The organism is Nocardioides sp. NPDC087217, from assembly GCF_044744805.1.
Classification (GTDB): Bacteria; Actinomycetota; Actinomycetes; order Propionibacteriales; family Nocardioidaceae; genus Nocardioides.
The window spans coordinates 15,631-35,112 of the sequence record NZ_JBIUZB010000003.1; the positions used below are offsets into that span (position 1 = coordinate 15,631).

General features: G+C 68.4%; 19 protein-coding genes. 12 read left to right on the forward strand and 7 right to left on the reverse strand.

The window, feature by feature from the left end:
- Nucleotides 1-92 precede the first annotated feature (92 nt).
- Entirely contained in the window at nucleotides 93-773 is a 681-nt protein-coding gene (locus ACIO3S_RS14440; protein ID WP_045547972.1) for a response regulator transcription factor, read from the forward strand.
- A 99-nt stretch (nucleotides 774-872) separates the two neighbouring features.
- Nucleotides 873-1,343: a hemerythrin domain-containing protein gene (locus tag ACIO3S_RS14445; protein ID WP_400464699.1), complete on the forward strand. Its 471-nt coding sequence runs from the start codon at nucleotides 873-875 to the stop codon at nucleotides 1,341-1,343.
- Here the strand turns inward: ACIO3S_RS14445 and ACIO3S_RS14450 are convergent.
- Complete coding sequence (locus tag ACIO3S_RS14450) at nucleotides 1,243-1,815, reverse strand: LLM class flavin-dependent oxidoreductase (protein WP_400464702.1); 573 nt, start codon at nucleotides 1,813-1,815, stop codon at nucleotides 1,243-1,245. The genes ACIO3S_RS14445 and ACIO3S_RS14450 overlap by 101 nt on opposite strands.
- A 163-nt stretch (nucleotides 1,816-1,978) precedes the next feature.
- On the opposite strand from ACIO3S_RS14450, the gene ACIO3S_RS14455 reads away from it, so the two are divergent.
- Entirely contained in the window at nucleotides 1,979-3,190 is a 1,212-nt protein-coding gene (locus ACIO3S_RS14455) for a winged helix-turn-helix domain-containing protein (RefSeq protein ID WP_400464705.1), read from the forward strand.
- Nucleotides 3,191-3,256: 66 nt separating this feature from the next.
- Nucleotides 3,257-6,157, forward strand: a complete 2,901-nt coding sequence (secA, locus tag ACIO3S_RS14460) for a preprotein translocase subunit SecA (protein ID WP_400464707.1) — start codon at nucleotides 3,257-3,259, stop codon at nucleotides 6,155-6,157.
- Nucleotides 6,158-6,220: 63 nt separating this feature from the next.
- Here the strand turns inward: secA and ACIO3S_RS14465 are convergent, their stop codons facing one another.
- The 5 genes from ACIO3S_RS14465 to ACIO3S_RS14485 form a co-directional block, all read right to left on the reverse strand.
- Complete coding sequence (locus ACIO3S_RS14465) at nucleotides 6,221-6,763, reverse strand: Rv3235 family protein (RefSeq protein ID WP_400464710.1); 543 nt, start codon at nucleotides 6,761-6,763, stop codon at nucleotides 6,221-6,223.
- A 110-nt stretch (nucleotides 6,764-6,873) separates the two neighbouring features.
- A complete protein-coding gene (locus ACIO3S_RS14470; protein WP_008364136.1) occupies nucleotides 6,874-7,203 on the reverse strand; it encodes a sec-independent translocase in 330 nt (109 codons plus the stop codon).
- 18 nt (nucleotides 7,204-7,221) lie between these two features.
- Nucleotides 7,222-8,367, reverse strand: coding sequence for an Mrp/NBP35 family ATP-binding protein (locus ACIO3S_RS14475; RefSeq protein WP_400464713.1), 1,146 nt, complete (start codon nucleotides 8,365-8,367; stop codon nucleotides 7,222-7,224).
- An 11-nt stretch (nucleotides 8,368-8,378) separates the two neighbouring features.
- Nucleotides 8,379-8,927, reverse strand: coding sequence for a DUF1003 domain-containing protein (locus tag ACIO3S_RS14480; protein ID WP_160027330.1), 549 nt, complete (start codon nucleotides 8,925-8,927; stop codon nucleotides 8,379-8,381).
- Nucleotides 8,920-10,248 (reverse strand): magnesium transporter MgtE N-terminal domain-containing protein, encoded by a 1,329-nt coding sequence (locus ACIO3S_RS14485; RefSeq protein ID WP_400464716.1) that lies wholly within the window; start codon nucleotides 10,246-10,248, stop codon nucleotides 8,920-8,922. The genes ACIO3S_RS14480 and ACIO3S_RS14485 overlap by 8 nt, the downstream gene beginning before the upstream one ends.
- Nucleotides 10,249-10,455: 207 nt before the next feature.
- Between ACIO3S_RS14485 and ACIO3S_RS14490 the strand changes: the two genes are divergently transcribed.
- The gene (locus ACIO3S_RS14490; protein ID WP_400464719.1) at nucleotides 10,456-11,835 is read left to right on the forward strand and encodes an endonuclease/exonuclease/phosphatase family protein; all 1,380 of its coding nucleotides are present in this window, start codon (nucleotides 10,456-10,458) and stop codon (nucleotides 11,833-11,835) included.
- A gap of 123 nt (nucleotides 11,836-11,958) precedes the next feature.
- Nucleotides 11,959-13,152 (forward strand): acyl-CoA dehydrogenase family protein, encoded by a 1,194-nt coding sequence (locus tag ACIO3S_RS14495; protein ID WP_400464722.1) that lies wholly within the window; start codon nucleotides 11,959-11,961, stop codon nucleotides 13,150-13,152.
- A 314-nt stretch (nucleotides 13,153-13,466) separates the two neighbouring features.
- Here the strand turns inward: ACIO3S_RS14495 and ACIO3S_RS14500 are convergent, their stop codons facing one another.
- Nucleotides 13,467-13,844, reverse strand: a complete 378-nt coding sequence (locus tag ACIO3S_RS14500; protein ID WP_400464725.1) for a MerR family transcriptional regulator — start codon at nucleotides 13,842-13,844, stop codon at nucleotides 13,467-13,469.
- Nucleotides 13,845-13,946: 102 nt separating this feature from the next.
- Between ACIO3S_RS14500 and ACIO3S_RS14505 the strand changes: the two genes are divergently transcribed.
- The 6 genes from ACIO3S_RS14505 (at nucleotide 13,947) to ACIO3S_RS14530 (ending at nucleotide 19,457) form a co-directional block, all read left to right on the forward strand.
- Complete coding sequence (locus ACIO3S_RS14505) at nucleotides 13,947-15,041, forward strand: alkene reductase (protein WP_400464728.1); 1,095 nt, start codon at nucleotides 13,947-13,949, stop codon at nucleotides 15,039-15,041.
- 178 nt (nucleotides 15,042-15,219) lie between these two features.
- Entirely contained in the window at nucleotides 15,220-15,390 is a 171-nt protein-coding gene (locus ACIO3S_RS14510) for a DUF5302 domain-containing protein (RefSeq protein WP_160027349.1), read from the forward strand.
- Between the two features lie 56 nt (nucleotides 15,391-15,446).
- The gene (locus ACIO3S_RS14515) at nucleotides 15,447-16,598 is read left to right on the forward strand and encodes a hypothetical protein (RefSeq protein ID WP_400464731.1); all 1,152 of its coding nucleotides are present in this window, start codon (nucleotides 15,447-15,449) and stop codon (nucleotides 16,596-16,598) included.
- Between the two features lie 32 nt (nucleotides 16,599-16,630).
- Nucleotides 16,631-17,560, forward strand: a complete 930-nt coding sequence (locus ACIO3S_RS14520) for a glycosyltransferase family 2 protein (RefSeq protein WP_400464734.1) — start codon at nucleotides 16,631-16,633, stop codon at nucleotides 17,558-17,560.
- A gap of 57 nt (nucleotides 17,561-17,617) precedes the next feature.
- The gene (locus ACIO3S_RS14525) at nucleotides 17,618-18,652 is read left to right on the forward strand and encodes a MaoC family dehydratase (protein WP_400464737.1); all 1,035 of its coding nucleotides are present in this window, start codon (nucleotides 17,618-17,620) and stop codon (nucleotides 18,650-18,652) included.
- 10 nt (nucleotides 18,653-18,662) lie between these two features.
- Entirely contained in the window at nucleotides 18,663-19,457 is a 795-nt protein-coding gene (locus ACIO3S_RS14530) for an SDR family oxidoreductase (RefSeq protein ID WP_160027357.1), read from the forward strand.
- Nucleotides 19,458-19,482 lie beyond the last annotated feature (25 nt).

Genomic DNA, 19,482 nt, shown 5'->3' on the forward strand with positions numbered 1-19,482 from the left:
GTAAGCACGTCGGCCGGGACTTATCCATCCCTCAGATGGATGAGTCCCGGCCATTCTCTTTGTCATCATCAGTTACGTGCCATGATGCATTCGTGTCATCTACATCTGGTGCCGATCGTGAGCCGGTCCGCGTCTTGGTTGTCGACGACCAGGAGCTCTTCCGAAGGGGCCTGGTCGCGCTGCTCGCGAGCGAACCCGGCATCGAGGTCATCGGAGAGGCGACCAACGGCATCGAAGGCACCGAGCGCGCCGCGGCTTCCGCTCCGGACGTCGTGCTGCTCGACGTACGCATGCCGAAGCAGACCGGGCTGGAGGCCTGCGTCGCCATCAAGGAGGCCGTTCCCTCGGCCAACATCATCATGCTGACCGTCTCCGACGAGGAGGCCGACCTCTACGACGCGGTCAAGGCCGGGGCGATGGGCTACCTCCTCAAGGACTCCTCGATCGACCAGGTCGCCCAGGCGATCCGGGTCGTCGCCGACGGCCAGTCCCTGATCAGCCCCTCCATGGCGGTCAAGCTGATGGAGGAGTTCAAGCAGATGTCCAGGCCGGACCGCTCTCCGGTCCCCGGCCCCAAGCTCACCGACCGCGAGCTCGAGGTCCTCGGCCTGGTCGCCAAGGGTCTCAACAACCGCGAGATCGCCAAGCGGCTGTTCATCTCGGAGAACACCGTCAAGAACCACGTACGCAACATCCTGGAGAAGCTCCAGGCCCACTCGCGCATGGAGGCGGTCATGTACGCCGTGCGCCAGAAGCTCCTCAACGTCGACTAGGCTGACGCCAGCGTCGCGTGCCGGTGGCAGACCGTGTCAGGCATGGAGGCGCCGGATTCGAAGGAGTACGACTGATGTTGTCGTCCCCTTCGCCCTCACGTGACTGAGGGCGAGAAGACCAGGCTGATCGCCTGGAGCAACGAGATGCGCGACGTGCACGAGCGTCTGCGCAAGGCCCTGCGGGTGACGCAGGAGGCCATCGCCGCGGGAGATCCCGCCGAGCCCGCGGCTCGCGACCTGCTGCTGTTCTGTCACGGGTTCTGCGCGGCCCTGACCGGACATCACGAGGGGGAGGACGGGGAGCTCTTCCCGGCGATCGCCCGGTCACACTCGGAGCTGCGCGAGACGATCCGCTATCTCGAGCAGGACCACTCCATGATCGGCCACCTCCTCGGCGGCCTCCAGGCCGCTGTCGATCGGGCCGCAACCCCCGAAGACCTCGGGAAGCACCTCGAAGGCATCGCCGCGATCATGGAGTCCCACTTCCGCTTCGAGGAGCGCAAGCTGCTCGGGGTGCTGGAGTCGTTCGCGCTGGACGCGGACGTCGGCGAGGTGTTCGGCCCGCTCTGAGGCAGGACCTGGGGAGCGTGAGGCGCGTCAGGTACGCCTCTCGCTCCCCGGGTGCGGCTCCGCCGTCAGGCGGTGGCGTCCCGGAGCGTGTCGAGGGAGGTGACGGCCAGGTGCCGAACTCCAGGCCGTACATCGTGTGCTCGCGCTCCGCCCAGCCTGCGCCGATGCCGAACTCCAGCCGACCGCCGGAGAGATGGTCGACGGTGGTGGCGAGCTTGGCGAGCATGCCGGGGTGGCGGTAGGTGTTGCCGGTGACCATGCATCCGATCCGCACCCGCTTCGTCGCGACGGCCATGGCCGCCTGCATCGCCCAGCCGTCGAAGATCGGCTCGTTCGGACTGTCGCCCAGGCTGGCGATGTGGTCCATCACCCAGACATGGTCGAAGCCCGCCTCGTCGGCGGTACGCCACACGTTCAGGTAGTCGTCGATGGGGGCTGCTTGGCTGAGCTTGATCCCGAATCGTGTCGTCATGAATCCGAGCCTAGGCACCGCTATGACAGAGGGTCCGACCTTGTGAAAGTTTCACAAGGTCGGACCCTCTGTCATAGCGATCGCAGATGCATCACGGGGCGGTACGGCCGCCTGACCCGGATCAGGTCGGATAACGTCCGGAACCGGCTCTAGAGTCGGATTCGTGCCTAGCTCCCAGACACTCAGCCGCTCCCAGGCCCGCCGGATCGCCCTGGCGGCGCAGGGGTTCGCCGACAAGCCCCACACGATGCCGACCATGCGTACGTTCCAGCGCACGCTGGAGCGCACCGGAGTCCTCCAGGTGGATTCGGTCAACGTGCTGCAGCGCGCGCACTACATGCCGCTCTACAGCCGGATGGGGGCGTACGACACCGGGCTCCTGCACCGCGCCAGCAAGGGCCTCAAGGATCGCCGGATGGTCGAGTACTGGGCTCACGTGCAGGCGTTCATGCCGGTCGAGCTGTGGCCGCACATGCAGTGGCGGATGGACCACTACCGCGCCCAGAAGGGCTCGAAGTGGTGGGGGAGCGTGCCGGACGGGATGAAGGAGAAGGTGCTCGCGCTGGTGGCCGAGCAGGGGGCGCTCACCGCGCGCGAGGCGGCCAAGGCGCTCGACGACGCCGGTCCGCAGACCAAGGACCACTGGGGCTGGAACTGGTCCGACTCGCGCAAGACCCTCGACATCCTCTACATGTTCGGCGAGCTGGCGATCTCGCACCGCAACGACCAGTTCGAGGTCGCCTACGACCTGCCCGAGCGCGTCATCCCGCGGATCCACCTCGACGCGCCGACGCCGTCGAAGGAGGAGGCCCACCTCGAGCTCGTACGCCGCGCCACCCGGTCCCACGGGGTCGGCACCGCCAAGGACATCGCCGACTACTTCCGGATGCGCGTCGACGACACGACACGCGCACTCAACCAGCTCATCGACGCCGGCGAGGTGGAGCCGGTCGCGGTCGAGGGCATCCGCAAGCAGGCGTACCTCTTCTCCGGGTCGCGCCTCCCGAGGCGCGTCGAGGCTCGTGCGCTGCTGAGCCCGTTCGACCCGCTGGTCTGGGAGCGGGAGCGCACCGAGGCGCTCTTCGACTTCTTCTACCGGATCGAGATCTACACGCCGGCGCCCAAGCGGATCCACGGCTACTACGTGCTGCCGTTCCTCCTCGGCGAGCAGATCGTCGGCCGCGTCGACCTGAAGGCCGACCGCAAGAGCGGAACGCTCCAGGTCAAGGGCGCATTCGCGGAAGCCGGCGCGCCGGTGGAGACGGCCATCGAGCTCGCGGCCGAGCTCGAACGGCTCGCCGGATGGCTCGGCCTGAGCACCATCGAGGTCGATCCCAAGGGCGACCTGGCACCCCTGCTTGCGCCGTTGGTGTGAGTGGGCGACCGGGAGGTGGGTAGAGTGAGCGTGCTATCTGTCTGCCGCTAGTAGGAGCCCGCCACCGTGGCAATTCTCGACAAGATCCTTCGCCTCGGCGAAGGCAAGATCCTTCGCGAGCTCGAGGCCATCTCGAAGGCCGTCAACGCGATCGAGGACGAGTTCGTCGCGATGAGCGATGACGAGCTGCGCGGGATGACCGACGAGTTCAAGCAACGCCTGGAGAACGGCGAGGATCTCGACGACATCATGGCCGAGGCGTTCGCCACGGTCCGCGAGGTCACCAAGCGCGTCCTGGGCCAGCGTCACTACGACGTGCAGATCCAGGGCGGCGCGGCGCTCCACCTCGGCAACATCGCCGAGATGAAGACCGGTGAGGGCAAGACCCAGACCGCGGTGCTCCCGGCCTACCTGAACGCGCTGGCCGGCAAGGGCGTCCACGTCGTCACGGTCAACGACTACCTGGCCAAGTTCCAGGCCGAGATGATGGGCCGCATCTACGGCTTCCTCGGCCTCACCGTCGGCGTGATCCTGCCGCAGATGACCCCGGCGCAGCGCCGCGAGGCCTACAACTGCGACATCACCTACGGCACCAACAACGAGCTCGGCTTCGACTACCTGCGCGACAACATGGCCTCGTCCATGGCCGACCTGGTTCAGCGCGGCCACTTCTTCGCGATCGTCGACGAGGTCGACTCGATCCTCATCGACGAGGCCCGCACCCCGCTGATCATCTCGGGCCCGACCGAGGACGACGTGAAGTGGTACGACGAGTTCGCCACGATCGCCAAGACGCTGACCAAGGACGTCGACTACGAGGTCGACGAGAAGAAGCGCACCATCGCCGTTCTCGAGCGGGGCATCACCCGGGTCGAGGACCACCTCGGCATCGAGAACCTCTACGAGGCGGTCAACACCCCGCTGATCTCGTTCATGAACAACTCGATCAAGGCCAAGGAGCTCTTCCGCCGCGACAAGGAGTACGTCGTCGCCAACGACGAGGTCCTGATCGTCGACGAGCACACCGGCCGCATGCTCGCCGGCCGCCGCTACAACGACGGCCTGCACCAGGCGATCGAGGCCAAGGAGGGTGTGAAGGTCCGCGAGGAGTACCAGACCCTGGCGAGCATCACCCTGCAGAACTACTTCCGCCTCTACGAGAAGCTCTCCGGCATGACCGGTACGGCCATGACCGAGGAGTCGGAGTTCGACAAGATCTACAAGCTCGGCGTGGTCCCGATCCCGACCAACAAGCCGATGATCCGCAAGGACCAGCCCGACCTCGTCTACCGGACCGAGGAGGCGAAGTACGAGGCCGTCGCCGACGACCTGGTGGAGCGCCACAAGAAGGGCCAGCCGGTGCTGGTCGGCACCGTCTCGGTGGAGAAGTCCGAATACCTCGGCAACATCCTCAAGAAGCGCGGCGTCCCGCACACCGTCCTCAACGCGAAGTACCACGCCGACGAGGCCAAGATCGTCGCCCTGGCCGGCCACAAGGGCGCGGTCACGGTCGCCACCAACATGGCCGGTCGAGGCACCGACATCATGCTCGGTGGGTCCGTCGACTTCCTGGCCGACCAGGAGCTTCGCAAGCAGGGCCTGGAGCCCACGGGCGAGACCGCCGAGGCGTACGAGCAGGGCTGGGCGCCGACCGTCGAGCGGATCAAGAAGCAGGTCGCCGCCGAGCACGAGGAGGTCACCGAGCTCGGTGGTCTCTACGTCCTCGGCACCGAGCGCCACGAGTCCCGCCGCATCGACAACCAGCTGCGTGGTCGTTCCGGCCGTCAGGGTGACCCGGGCGAGTCCCGCTTCTACCTGTCGCTGGAGGACGACCTGATGCGCCTGTTCAAGGGCGAGTGGGTCGACCGCATCCTGACCACCCTGAAGATCCCCGACGACGTGCCGATCGAGGCCAAGTCGGTGACCAAGTCGATCGCCAACGCGCAGACCCAGGTCGAGGGGCAGAACTTCGAGTCCCGCAAGAACGTCCTCAAGTACGACGACGTCATGGACCGCCAGCGCAAGGTGATCTACGCCGAGCGCCGCGAGGTGCTCGAGGGCGCCGACCTCGAGGACCAGATCCGCACCTTCATCGACGACGTCGTCACCGGCGTCGTCACCGGCGCGACCCAGGACTACGCCGAGGAGTGGGACCTCGACCAGCTGTGGACCGACCTCAAGCAGATGTGGCCGGTGTCGGTCGAGCCCGAGAAGCTGATCGCGGACGCCGGCGGCAGCAAGGACGACCTCGACCGCAACGAGCTGATCGAGATCCTCAAGAAGGATGCCCAGGAGGCGTACGACCGCCGCGAGGAGGAGATCGGCTCCGAGGGCATGCGCGAGGTCGAGCGCCAGGTCGTCCTCTCGGTGCTGGACCGCAAGTGGCGCGAGCACCTCTACGAGATGGACTACCTGCGTGAGGGCATCGGTCTGCGGGCCTACTCGCAGCGCGACCCGCTGGTGGAGTACCAGCGCGAGGGCTTCGACATGTTCACCGCGATGATGGACGGCATCAAGGAGGCCGCGGTCGGCTACCTGTTCAACCTGGAGGTCCAGGTCGAGCAGGCGGAGCCGGAGTTCCACTACCACCCCGACGGCACCCGTCACGCCGGTCCGATGCACGAGGGCGCGCTCGCCGAGCCGCCGGTCGGCGTCGGTCAGGCCGGTGGTCTCCAGGACATCTCCGCCGCCCTGAAGGCACAGCCCGCGGGCCAGGCGCCGAGTGGGTCGCCCCACATCGTCGCGCCGGGTCTGCAGAAGCCTGCCGCTCCGAAGCACCTGGCCTTCTCCGGCCCGGACGAGCAGGGTCAGGCCGAGGCGCAGGGCAACACCGTCAGCAACGCCGACGACCCCTACGCCAAGATCGGCCGCAACGAGCAGTGCCCCTGCGGCTCGGGCAAGAAGTTCAAGCAGTGCCACGGCCGCCCCGGCGGCCCGACCGGCCTCACCACCCGCGTCAACGGCTGATGACACTCAGCTCACAACCCGTGGAGCGCTGTACGTACCTGGTACGTACAGCGCTCCACGGGTTCATTCGTACGGCCCGAAGTTGAGGACCGTGCAGATCCAGTTCTCGCCGCTCTGCTCGAAGCGGAGGGCCATCGCGCGGTAGCCGTGGCCGTACTTGATCGTGGCGGTGGCCTCGACGATGGTGTCGGTGACCACGTGAAGGTGCCAACGATAGACGCGGGGACGGACCGGCTGGTGGCGGCCCAGGCCGGGCTCGTACGCCCCGCTACGGGCAGTGAGGGCGGCGCGGTAGCGAAGATCGGCGACGACCTCCTTGGTCGTCCAGCGGACCAGCTGGCTCGCCGGACGGTCCCCGCCGACGACCTCGGCGACCTTCTGGGCGAACTGTGGGATCCACGCGTTCAGATGGCCGCGGGCGGGGACGATGGGGATCGGCTCGGCCAGCAGTGCGTCATCCTGCCCGTTCCGGTCCGGCTGCGGCGGGTCCAGGCGTGGCTGTAGGTCGAAGGCGAGCGTGCCCTGGACATCGGCCAGGGGCACCTCGGCGGGGCGTTGCGGATCCGGCTCCGCAGGATCAGGGTCCCGAGATGGTAGAGCGCTCATGGGCGCAAACTCCTTTCTACGCAGGCAACCTTCTCTTACCCGTTATTCGTGGTTCTAAACCGGCGAGTAACAGAAGGTTCTCCTGTGACAAAGGAGACTGGAGGGACGGGCTATGTGGCCTGGTCGTCGTAGGGCGGCTTCTCGCCGGCGAGAAGAGGCTTGGGCGCCTTGGCGCGCGCCTCTTCCTCCTCGATGTCGGCGAGAGCTTCCTGGATCTGTCTGCTGACGATGCGACGCGGGTCGAGGTCGCGCAGCTCGAGGTCCTGGTAGGCGGGCCCGAGCTCTCCGCGCAGATCGTCGCGCGCGTTGTTGGCCAGGTTGCGCACCTGGTGGAGGAGGCGGGCGATCTGCCGTGCCATGTCGGGGATCTTGTCCGGGCCGAAGACCAGGATGGCGATCACGACGATGACGGCAAGCTCCGCGAAGCCGATGCCGAACACGGAGGTGAACCTACAGGCTCAGAGCTTGGAGGTGGGAGTGAGGCCCAGTTGCATGCCCGCGAGCCCGCGGCCGCGGCCCGAGATCGTACGCGCCACCTCGGCCAGCACCTTGGCCGACTCGGCGGTCGGGTCGGACTCGACGATCGGCTTCCCGGCGTCGCCGGCCTCGCGCAGGGTCTGCTCCAGCGGGATCTGGCCGAGCAGCGGGACCTTCGAGCCGAAGCGCTGGGAGAGGGTGTCGGCGACCCGCTGGCCACCGCCGGAGCCGAAGACCTCCATCTTGGAGCCGTCGGGCAGGACGAGCCAGGACATGTTCTCCACGACGCCGACGACGCGCTGGTGCATCATCTCGGCCATCGTGCCGGCCCGCTCGGCCACCTCGGCGGCGGCCTCCTGCGGGGTGGTGACCACGACGATCTCGGCGTTGGGCAGGTGCTGACCCAGCGAGATCGCCACGTCGCCGGTGCCCGGGGGCAGGTCGAGCAGCAGCGCGTCGAGGTCGCCCCAGTAGACGTCGGAGAGCATCTGGACCAGGGCCCGGTCGAGCATCGGTCCGCGCCACGCGACGACCTGGTCGCGGCGGGGCTTGAGCATCCCGATCGAGATCACCGAGACGCCCGAGGCGGTCGGGACCGGCATGATCAGGTCATCGACCTGGGTCGGCCGGGAGTCGGCTACGCCCAGCATCGCGGGCACCGAGTGGCCGTAGATGTCGGCGTCGACGATGCCGACCTTGAGGCCCTGCTGGGCGAGCGCGACGGCGAGGTTGACCGTGACCGACGACTTGCCGACACCGCCCTTGCCCGACGCGATCGCGAAGACCTTGGTCAGCGAACCTGGCTGGGCGAAGGGGATCTCCCGCTGCGCCTGACCGCCGGTGAGCCCGTTGCGCATCTCGGTGCGCTGCTCGTTGGTCATCACACCCAGCTCGAGGTCGACGCCGGTGACGCCGTCGACTGATCCGAGCGCCGCGGTGGTGTCGCGGTTGATGGTGTCCTTGAGCGGGCAGCCGGCGACGGTCAGCAGCACCTTGACGCTGACGACACCTGCGTCGTCGATCGAGACGGAGTCGACCATCCCCAGCTCGGTGATGGGACGTTTGATCTCCGGGTCCTGAACGGTCGCCAGGGCTGCGTTGACACGGTCGAGAAGCGGGCTACTCACGGTATGCAAGCCTACGTCGTGCGTGGGGAGTCTCCAGCATCGCCCGAGGGCTGGTCGATCGGACCGCGGTGACGGTCGCGCTCGTCGAGCTCCTCGAGGAGCAGCCGGAGCTCGGAGCGGAGGTAGTCGCGGGTGGCGACCTCGCCGAGGGCCATCCGCAGCGACGCGGTCTCGCGGGCGAGGAACTCCATGTCGGCCTTGGACTGCGAGGCGATGCGACGGTCCTGCTCGGCGATGGCCCGGTCGCGGTCCTCCTGGCGGTTCTGCGCGAGCAGGATCAGCGGCGCGGCGTACGAGGCCTGCAGACTCAGCGCCAGGGTCAGGAAGATGAACGGGAACTCGTCGAAGCGCCACTCGCGGGGAGCCAGGGCGTTCCAGGCGACCCAGATGAACACGACCATCGTCATCCAGGCGAGGAACCGGGCGGTGCCCATGTAGCGGGCGAAGGCCTCGGCGAAGGAGCCGAAGGCGTCGGCGCGGAAGGTGGGCCGCCGGACCAGCGGGCGGCGCAGCTCGCGCGGGGTGTCGAGGCGGCCGCGGGCGGCGCGAGTGTCAGCCACGGCGCACCATCTCCGGAGTGATCACCTTGTTGGGGCGGGTGTCGGGCCTCGTGTCCGGACGCGGCTCGGTGGCCGACTCCTGGCGGGCGAGGTTCTCGCGCCAGTTCTCCGGGAGCAGGTGGTCGAGCAGGTCGTCGACGGTGACCGCGCCGGCGAGATGGCCGTTCTCGTCGACGACGGGAGCGGCGACCAGGTTGTACGTCGCCAGGTGGGCCGCGACCTGCTCGGTGCTGTCCTCGGGGCGCAGCGGTTCCAGGGACTCGTCGAGCGCGCCCGCCACCAGCGTGGACGGTGGCTCGCGCAGCAGTCGCTGGATATGGGCGATGCCGAGGAACTTGCCGGTCGGCGTCTCCAGCGGAGGACGGCAGACGTAGACGAGGGCGGCCTGGGCCGGGGTGAGGTCGGGGTTGCGTACGAGAGCGAGCGCATCGGCGATGGTCGCGTCGGGGCCGACGATGACCGGCTCGGGCGTCATCATCGAGCCGGCGGTGTCCTCCTCGTAGGACATCAGCCGGAGTACGTCCTTGGCGTCCTCGGGCTGCATCAGCTCGAGCAGCAGGGTGGCGGTCTCCTCGGGCAGCTCCGCGATGAGGTCGGCGGCGTCATCGGGCGACATCTCCTCGAGCACGTCGGCGGCACGCTCGGAGTCCAGGGCCCGCACGATGGCGACCTGGTCGTCCTCGGGCAGCTCCTCGAGCACCTCGGCCAGGCGCTCGTCGTCGAGGGCGGCGACGACCTGTCGCTGGCGCTCGGGCGGGAGCTCGTGGATCATCGTCGCGGCATCGGCCGGGCGCATGTCGTGGATCGCCTGGACCAGGTGGGTCGCGGCCTGGGTGGGGGAGCGGCTGGCCAGCCCCTCGGCGTCGTTCCACTCGACCACGTGCGTCTGGCCGCGACGGCGCAGTCCCTTGGCGAGCTCCTGCACGGCCACCCGCGAGAGCAGCCAGTCGCGGTTGCGGGCCTGCTCCATGCCGACGTCGTAGACGGTGCCGACGACGCCGGTGGGGCGGATGGTGACCTGACGGTCGAACATCTGGCCGATCACCAGGGTCTCGGTCGAACGCTGCTGGAAGCGGCGCATGTTGAGCAGGCCGGTGGTGTAGATCTGACCGGAGTCGATGCTGGTCACCCGGGTCATCGGCACGAAGATGCGCCGGCGCCCGAAGACCTCGACCACCAGGCCCAGCACGCGGGGCTGCCGGGCGTCGGATCTGACCGTGACCACGAGATCTCGCACCTTGCCGACCTGCTCACCGAGCGGGTCGAAGATCGGAAGGCCGACCAGGCGTGCCGCGTAGACGCGGTTGGGCGAGGTGCTCACGAGCCAACGTTATGACATAGCCCCCAGCGGGGCGCTTCGACGCTCACGCGATGGCACGGACCACATATTCGATGAACTATCCGAACCGCGCCGGAACGGGGTCCGGGATCTGACTGAGGCTTGTGTTACAAATGTTTTCAATGTGACCAGAGTGACCGGTCGCGAATGCTGCGAGAGGGGCCCGGACGGATGCGTACACGACCTCAGGTGCCATCTCGCGGGGGTCGGGTGGTCAAGGCCCTGCTCTCCGCGGGGCTTGTCATCGGCCTCTTCGGCGGCGCGCTCGTCGCCGTGCGCGACTCGTCCGCTCCGCCGGTGACGGACCTGGAGACCGTCGCCTACTCGCCACCGCGCTATCGGATGGTGCAGGCCAACATCAAGGCCAGCATGGGTACGGCGAGGTTCAAGAAGGACGTACGCGAGGTCGTCGACACGGCGCCCGACTTCATCACCTACAACGAGGTGAACGGCCGCCGGACCGCGGACCTCGAGCCGGGGCGCTACCGCGTGTGGCGCAAGGGCGGCGACCCGTACAGGTCGGCCACGGCGGTGGCCTGGGACAACGACGAGTGGGCAGCGACCTCGAAGGGCATCCACCAGATCAGCAACAAGCGCGGCAAGGCTGCCGACCAGCGGCTGCACTGGGGCATCAGGTTCGCCAACTGGGTCACCCTCGAGAACCGGGCGACCGGCCGGAACGTCTCGGTGGTCGCGGTGCACTTCGCGCCCAAATCCAAGTACTACGGCGACCTGGTCCGTCCCTCGGCCCGCGCGCTCAACGTGCTCGTCAAGGCGCTGGCCAGACGCGGCCCGGTGGTGGTGGGCGGCGACCTGAACGTGCAGTACGAGGGCTCTCGCTATCCGGGCGACATCTTCGCCGCGCAGCACCTGACCCCGAGCTACGACGTAACTCAGCAGGCACCGGTGACGCACGGCCGGGCCTCGACCATCGACTACATACTCGCCCGCGGGATCGCGCGGTTCGCCACCGGCAATCAGCGCGCCTTCGGGCTCGAGTCCGACCACCACGCGGTACGCGTCGACTTCTCGCCGCTGCCGGTCACCTCCACCGAGGGCTCCTCGCGGGTCAGGTTCGGGCCGGGTGTCGTGTTCACCGACCCAGGACTGAGCACCGCCGAGGAGCAGAGCGTGCTGCGTACGGTCCTGAAGTCGATCAACAGCACCAAGCGCGGTCAGGTAGTCCATCTGGCCACCCGTGCGCTGAGCAACGCCAAGGTGCTCCGGGCGCTGAAGCGGGCCAGGTCGCGTGGTGCGCAGGTCCAGGTCGTCACCGCGGAACGGACCACGACCGCCGAGATGCGCTCGCTGCAGCGGGTCCTCGGCAAGGACGTGAACAAGGAGAGCTGGGCCGTACGGCGTCCGAGCGGCTATGACCGTGCCGGCCTGCGGGCGACCGTGCTGCTGATCAGCAGGACCGGTGCCACCCCGGCGTTCGCCTTCAGCTCCAGCACCCAGATGTCCACCTCGGCCGGCAGCGGCAAGCGGTCGGGCTACGTGAGCGTCACCAGGGCGTCGTACGACAAGCTCTTCAAGCCGTTCTTCTCGGCAGTCGGACGGCGGGTTTGAGAGACGTAGGATCGCGATGTGGTGGGAGTCACCCTGTCACTGATGGTTACTGATTGGTAACCTGCCGCAGTGACACGTCGTGGTGGTCTCGACAGGCTCGACCACCGAGAGTAGGAGTGAAGCATGGGTCGCCTTGCCGAGACCGAAGGTCTCACCGATATTCAGGAAGAGATCCTGAAGACCGTCCGTCAGTTCGTGGACGAGAAGGTCATTCCGGTGGCCCAGGAGCTGGAGCACGCCGACGAGTATCCGACCGAGATCGTCGAGGGTCTCAAGGAGCTCGGCATCTTCGGTCTGATGATCCCGGAGGAGTACGGCGGGCTGGGTGAGTCGCTGCTGACCTACGCGCTGTGTGTCGAGGAGATCGCGCGCGGTTGGATGTCGGTCTCCGGCGTCATCAACACCCATTTCATCGTGGCCTACATGCTGATGCAGCACGGCACCGAGGAGCAGAAGCAGAAGTACCTGCCGAGGATGGCCACCGGCGAGGTGCGTGGCGCGTTCTCGATGTCCGAGCCCGGTCTCGGCTCGGATGTGAGCGCGGTGTCGACCAAGGCGACCAAGCTCGAGGACGGGTCCTACAGCATCACCGGCCAGAAGATGTGGCTGACCAACGGTGGCTCCTCCACCCTGGTCGCGGTGCTGACCAAGACCGATGAGGGCGCCGAGAGCGTCTACAAGAACATGACCACCTTCCTGGTCGAGAAGACCCCCGGCTTCGGCGAGACCGCGCAGGGCGTGACCGTGCCCGGCAAGATCGACAAGATGGGCTACAAGGGCATCGACACCACCGAGATGATCTTCGAGGGTCACAAGATCTCGGCCGACCAGATCCTCGGTGGCACCCCGGGCAAGGGCTTCTTCCAGATGATGGACGGTGTCGAGGTCGGCCGGGTCAACGTCGCCGCCCGCGCCTGCGGCCTGGCGATCCGTGGCTTCGAGCTCGGCATCGCCTACGCCCAGCAGCGCCAGACCTTCGGCAAGAAGATCGCCGAGCACCAGGCCATCCTGTTCCGTCTCGCAGAGATGGGCACCAAGGTCGAGGTCTCCCACAACATGATGGTCCGTGCCGCGCGCCTGAAGGACACCGGCAAGCGGATGGACGTCGAGGCCGGGATGGCCAAGATGGTCGCCTCGGAGTACGCCAACGAGGTCGTCGAGGACTCCTTCCGGATCCACGGTGGCTACGGCTACTCCAAGGAGTACGAGATCGAGCGGATCATGCGCGAGGTGAAGTTCATGCTGATCGGTGAGGGCACCAGCGACATCCAGAAGATGATCATCGGGCGTTCGCTGCTCAAGGACTACAAGTCCTGAGCCTCCGGCGAGCCCTTCCGCCGAATCTGTAGAAGTGGGGGGGGGCACAGGGGGGTTGGGGGCCCCCGCGGGGGGGGGGGGGGGGGGGGGGGGGGGGGGGGGGGGGGGCGCGGGGGGGGGGGGGGGGGGGGGGGGGGGGGGGGGGGGGGGGGGGGGGGGGGGGGGTACGTACGNCACCAATATTTTATGCTGGGGGGTGGCCCCCCACACCAAAAACAGGCCCGCCCCCCCCGGCCCCCCTCCCCCACTATTTTTTCCCGGGGCCCCACAATGGGGGGGCCCCCCCCCCCACTTCTGCTGTCTCGGCCGGTCGGTCAGGGGGCTGAGTCGGACGCGAGGGTCGCGTTGTGGCGGCGGTTCGTGGCGATGAGCTCATCGAGCATGTCGCGGGTCCGGAGCAGGTCCTCGATGTGGGCGCTGAGCCGGTCGCGCTCGCCGACCATCATCTCGAAGGCGGCCTCGGAGGTGTCGGCGCTCGGCCGGTCGACGCAGGGGAGGACCTCGCCGATCGTACGGCTGGAGAGTCCGCCCGCGTAGAGCCGCTGGAGGAGGATCACCCGGTCGACGGCCGCCTCCGGATAGTGCCGCTGGCCGCTGCTGCTGCGCTCGGACTCGAGCAACCCTTGCTCCTCGTAGTAGCGCAGCGAGCGGACGCTCACGCCTGCTCGCCTCGCGAGCTCGCCGATCCGCATCGAACTCCTCCTGAGTGATCTCCGGCACAAGACTTGCCTCTGACGTCAGTGTCAGGTTCTAGCGTACGTGGCGACCCACTGCCACTCCCAAGGAGCTCACCTGTGACCAGCCTCTTCGACCGCCACCACCTCGGCCCGCTGACGCTGCCGAACCGGATCGTGATGGCGCCGATGACCCGCGCCCGAGGCACCGCCGACGGCCTGGCGACGCCGTCGATGGCGACGTACTTCGCTCAGCGGGCCACCGCCGGCCTGCTCATCTCCGACGGGATCGCTCCCAACGCTGTCGGTACCTCGAACCCGAACACCGCCGGGCTGCGCACTGACGCAGAGGCCGCCTCCTGGCGGCAGGTCACCGACGCGGTCCACATCAACGGTGGCCGGATCTTCGCCCAGCTCATGCACGGCGGCCGGGTATCGCACGAGTCGATCTCCGGCCTCCGGCCGGTCGCCCCGTCCGCTGTCGCGGTGGCGACCGACGTCTTCACGCCGACCGGGCCTCTGCCCGCACCGGTGCCGCGTGCCCTGCAGACCGCTGAGGTCGCCGAGCAGGCCGGGTCGTACGCCGAGGCCGCCCGCCGCGCGGTCGGCGCCGGGTTCGACGGGGTCGAGCTGCACGGGGCCAACGGCTACCTGATCAGCCAGTTCCTCTCGACCAACGCCAACCTGCGCACCGACCGCTACGGCGGCTCGGTGGCCAACCGGATCCGGTTCGCCGTCGAGGCCGTTGCCGCGACGGTGGACGCCGTCGGCGGCGACCGCGTCGGCATCCGGCTCTCGCCCGGCGCCGGGCTCTGGGACGTCACCGAGCCCGATCATGCCGAGGTCTATGCGGCGCTGCTCACCGAGCTCAACCGGCTCGGGCTGGCGTACGTCCACCTCGAGGCCACCACCGACGAGGCGACCATGCTGGACCTGCGCAAGCGGTGGGACGGGACCATGATCGTCAACCCGAGCTCGTGGCTGACCCGCGGCGCGGCGCCGTTCGGGGCCAGGCCGACAGACCTGGCCTCCGCGGACCGCTGGCTGGGGCTGGGAGCCGACCTGGTGAGCTTCGGCCGGGCGTACCTCGCCAATCCGGACCTCGTCGAGCGCCTTCGTCGTCGGCTTCCCCTGGCCGAGGCCGACCCGGCGACCTACTACGCCGGCGGCGACGCCGGCTTCCTCGACCTCCCCGCCCATCACCACGTCGCCTGACTCGCCTCGATCGAGTCCGCACGAACGGGCGCCGAATCCGTAGTTGTGGGCGACGAAAGTAGACCTTCGTCGCCCATAACTCCGGTCTCGTCCGGAAAAACTGGGGATTCGTCGGGGCGCGTGTCGTAGGTTGGTCGTTACCCGACCAACGACTCACAACGCCGATTTAGGGAGAGCGATGACCAACGACGATCTCAAAGCCAAGATGCGCGAGGCGCTGGAGAAGAAGAACAACCACGACCACGCACGCGCCGAGAGCGCGGGGGCCAAGGAGAAGGCGCACGGGTCCGAGGTAGTCGGTGGCGCACCGAAGATGCACCGCCGGAAGGCGGGCGGCGGCGGGTCCTGACGCTACGATGCCCCCTCGGGGGTGTCGGGTCGGTCTGGTCGAGAGGTAACGAGAAGTTGGCGCGCCGCGTAGTGCTCCATGTCGGGGCGATGAAGTCGGGGACGACCTATCTGCAGGGTGCCCTGTACAAGAACAAGGCTCTCCTCGCGGAGCGTGGGTTCCTGGTCCCCGGCGCGCGCTGGCGCAACCAGATCGAGGCCGTGCTCGACGTGAAGGGCCGCCGGAAGCACCCGCAGGGCAACTCGGTCGCCGGGGCCTGGGATCGCCTGGTCGCCGAGGTCGACGAGTGGGACGGCACGGCGCTGATCTCCGTCGAGCTGTTGGCGCCGGTCGGCCCGGAGACGGTCGAGCGGGTGGCGACGAGCTTCACGGGCGTGACCCCCGAGATCGTGCTCTCGCTGCGTGACATCAACCGGCAGATCCCGTCGATGTGGCAGGAGCTCGTCCAGAACGGCGTGGACTGGACCTGGTCGGACTTTCTCACCTCCGTCAACAAGAGCCGTCCGGGCTCTCCCGAGCGCCGTCACTCCGGCCCCGGCAAGCGGTTCTGGTCCGAGCAGGACATGGTCGCCATCGCCCGGCGCTGGGCCCAGGCCGGGCCTCTGCACCTGGTCACGGTGCCGCCTCCGGGCAGCCCGGCGACCCTGCTGCTGGAGCGTTTCGGTGTGGCGATGGGCTTCGATCCCGAGGGGATGAAGAGCCCGCCGCCGAAGAACACCTCCCTCGGCTCCGCGACCGTCGAGGTGCTGCGCGGCCTCAACGCCGAGCTGGACCGGCGTGGCCTGGCCTACCCGGCGGCGATGGGGCTGCGTAAGCACGTCCTCGGCAAGCGCCTGATGCCGGAGCTGACGGTCGACGACCCGCGTATCGGGCTCCAGGCACCGCGCTGGACGGCCTCGTTCACCCGCGACCAGGCAGCCGAGCTGAGCGGTCTGGACGCGACCATCCACGGGGATCTCGATGACCTGGCCCCTGTGGACGTACGCGGGATCGACCCGCGCAAGGTCACCGACAAGCAGGTTCGAGACGCCGCGGTGGCTTCCTACGCGGCGCTGCGTACGGACCTCGACAAGAAGCTCGCCGACCCGACCATCCCTGGTGAGGTCATCGACCCGGGGGAGGGCCGCAAGGCCCCGGCGCGCGCCGTCTCCGCCCTGGCCGACCTCGTGGAGTGGTCCGTTCGGCGAGAGGAGCTGGTCCGCACGTAGGGCCTCAACACACACATATTCGGGGGAACTCTTTGTCAAGCAGCTGGAGCCTGCGCCGTCGTCGCAGACTCGCCGAGGAGACGGGCGGCACGTCGGCCGCGCCGCCACGGATCGCGGTGCTCACCATCGCCCGCGACGAGGGTGAGATGCTCACTCGCTGGGTCGACCACTACGGCCGAGCGGCGGGTCTCGAGAACCTGATCGTCTTCGACGACGGTTCGACCGACGGTTCGACCGACGACCTGTCGTGCACGGTCCAGCGCCTGCCGGGCTTCCGGAAGGGCAACTTCGAGGCCGGCCGGATGGGCCTGGCCAGCGGGGTCGCCCAGGGTCTCCTGGGGGTCTACGACGTGGTCATCTTCACCGACGTGGACGAGTTCCTGGTCCCGGACCCGGCGAGGTACGCCAACCTCTCCGACTACCTGGCCCGACGTCCCGAGCGGGTGATCGCCCCGTTCGCCCTCAACGTCGTCCACCACACGGCGGTCGAGGGAGCGCTGGTCAGCGGCAAGCCGATCGTCGGCCAGCGGGCGTACGCCCAGTTCGCGCCGTTGATGTGCAAGCCGTCGGTCAAGCGGGTGCCGGCCGCGTGGACGCTCGCCTCCCACGGGATCAAGGCGCCGTACGTGCCCGATCCCGGGCTGTTCATGCTCCACATGAAGTTCGCCGACCTGGATCTGCTGCGCCGACAGGCCGACCGCCGCAACGAGCTCGCCAAGGCGGTGGGTCGCGGCAAGGGCAGCTCGTGGGGACGCTCCGGTGACGATCTCGCCGGCCTGCTGAGCACCGCGACCGCCTCGGTGAGCGCTGACGTCGAGGAGTTCGACCCGGCATCGGTCCTGCCGGCCAGGCTCGTCCGTGAGGAGGACGGAGTGCACCGCGCCGTCGGCCCGGGCCACATCGACAACCTCCGCAACCAGCCGCTGTTACGCATCCCGGAACGCCTCCACGGGATCGTCTGAACTAGGTTACCGTCCGGTAATCCACGCACCGCCAGACTCACCGACGAGAGGCCGCAGATGAGCAAGACGAACCCCGGCAACTTCTTCGAGGACTTCCAGGTCGGCCAGGTCATCGAGCACGCCACGCCGCGCACGGTGACCGAGGGCGACCGGGCTGCGTACGGGTCGCTCTACCCGACCCGCTTCGCGGTGCCCTCGAGCGCTGCCTTCGCGGCCTCCGTCGGGCTCGAGCAGCACCCGGTCGAGGAGCTGATCGGCTTCCACATCGCCTTCGGCAAGACCGTCCCGGACGTGTCGCTGAACGCGGTCGCCAACCTCGGCTACGCCGAGTGCCGCTTCCACCAGCCGGTGGTGCCGGGCGACACGCTCTCGACGAAGTCCGAGGTCATCGGCCTCAAGCAGAACTCCAACGGCAAGTCTGGCGTCGTCTACGTACGCTCGACCGCCACCAACCAGCGCGGCGAGGTCGCCATCGACTGGGCGCGCTGGGTGATGGTGCACAAGCGGGACCAGGACGCCGCGGCCCCCGAGACCGTGATCCCGGAGCTGGCCGCGGTCGTCGACGCGAAGAACCTGATCGTGCCCACGGGCCTGGACTTCTCCTCCTACGACTTCACCGCCGCCGGCGAACCGCACCGGCTGGCCGACTACGAGGTCGGCGAGAAGATCGACCACGTCGACGGGGTCACCCTCACCGAGTCCGAGCACCAGCAGGCCACCCGGCTGTGGCAGAACACCGCGAAGGTGCACTTCAACGTCGAGGCCCGGCCCGACGGCCGCAACCTCGTCTACGGCGGCCACATCATCTCGCTGGCCCGTGCGCTGTCGTTCAACGGCCTCGCCAACGCCCAGCTGATCGCCGCGATCAACGCCGGCGCACACACCTCTCCGGCCTTCGCGGGCGACACCGTCTACGCCTGGTCCGAGGTGCTCGACAAGGTGGAGACCGACGCCCCGGGTGTCGGCGCGCTGCGGCTGCGCCTGGTCGCCACGAAGGGCCGCGACGAGTCGATGACCCTGCGCGGCGAGGACGGGAAGTACGCCCCCGGCGTGCTGCTCGACCTCGACTACTGGGCGCTCATCCCTGCGTAAGGAGCACGTCATGGCAACCAGGAAAGCTCTCTTCGTCTCCGGATCCGCCCAAGGGATCGGCAAGGCGATCGTAGAGAAGTTCGCGAGCGAGGGATGGTTCGTCGGCGTCTACGACATCGACGCCGACCTCGCGCGTGATGTCGCCGCGATCCTCGGGTCCGACAACGCCATCGGTGGCACGCTCGACGTCACCGATCCGGCGTCCTGGAACGCGGCGCTGGAGGAGTTCGCCACCGCTGCCGGCGGTCGCCTCGACCTGCTGGTCAACAACGCCGGCATCCTGCGTGCCGGCCGCCTGGCCGAGGTCGACCTGGCTCAGCACCACCAGACCATCGAGATCAACGTCAACGGCGTGATCAACGGCTGCCACACCGCGTACCCCTATCTCCGGGCCACGCCCGGATCCGGCGTCATCAACGTCTGCAGCGCGAGCGCGATCTACGGGCAGCCGGAGATCGCCTCCTACAGCGCGTCGAAGTACGCCGTGCGCGGACTCACCGAGGCGCTGGAGCTGGAGTGGCGCAAGGAGGGCATCCGGGTGCAGGCGGTCTGGCCGCTGTGGGTGAAGACCGCCCTGCTCGACGGCAACGCCGCCTCCTCCCACGAGACGCTGGGCATCCGGCTGACCGTCGAGGACGTCGCCGACCAGGTCTGGGAGATGGCGCAGCCTCGCAAGGGTCTGCGCGGACGGCTGCCGAAGGTGCACACCACCGTCGGCTTCCCGGCCAGGGCCCTCTCGACCGCCGCCGACCTCGCCCCCAACCTGTTCGTCCGCGAGGTCAACCGGTTCATCACTCGGGCCTGAGAATTCGGCCGGGCCGATGGCTGGT

Bases quoted from the DNA above. Each gene is read 5' to 3' on its own strand.
- ACIO3S_RS14525 (WP_400464737.1), top strand. From the start codon at position 17,618: ATGAGCAAGACGAACCCCGGCAACTTCTTCGAGGACTTCCAGGTCGGC.
- ACIO3S_RS14450 (WP_400464702.1), bottom strand. From the start codon at position 1,815: ATGACGACACGATTCGGGATCAAGCTCAGCCAAGCAGCCCCCATCGAC.
- ACIO3S_RS14500 (WP_400464725.1), bottom strand. From the start codon at position 13,844: ATGCGGATCGGCGAGCTCGCGAGGCGAGCAGGCGTGAGCGTCCGCTCG.
- ACIO3S_RS14530 (WP_160027357.1), top strand. From the start codon at position 18,663: ATGGCAACCAGGAAAGCTCTCTTCGTCTCCGGATCCGCCCAAGGGATC.
- ACIO3S_RS14510 (WP_160027349.1), top strand. From the start codon at position 15,220: ATGACCAACGACGATCTCAAAGCCAAGATGCGCGAGGCGCTGGAGAAG.
- ACIO3S_RS14465 (WP_400464710.1), bottom strand. From the start codon at position 6,763: ATGAGCGCTCTACCATCTCGGGACCCTGATCCTGCGGAGCCGGATCCG.
- ACIO3S_RS14495 (WP_400464722.1), top strand. From the start codon at position 11,959: ATGGGTCGCCTTGCCGAGACCGAAGGTCTCACCGATATTCAGGAAGAG.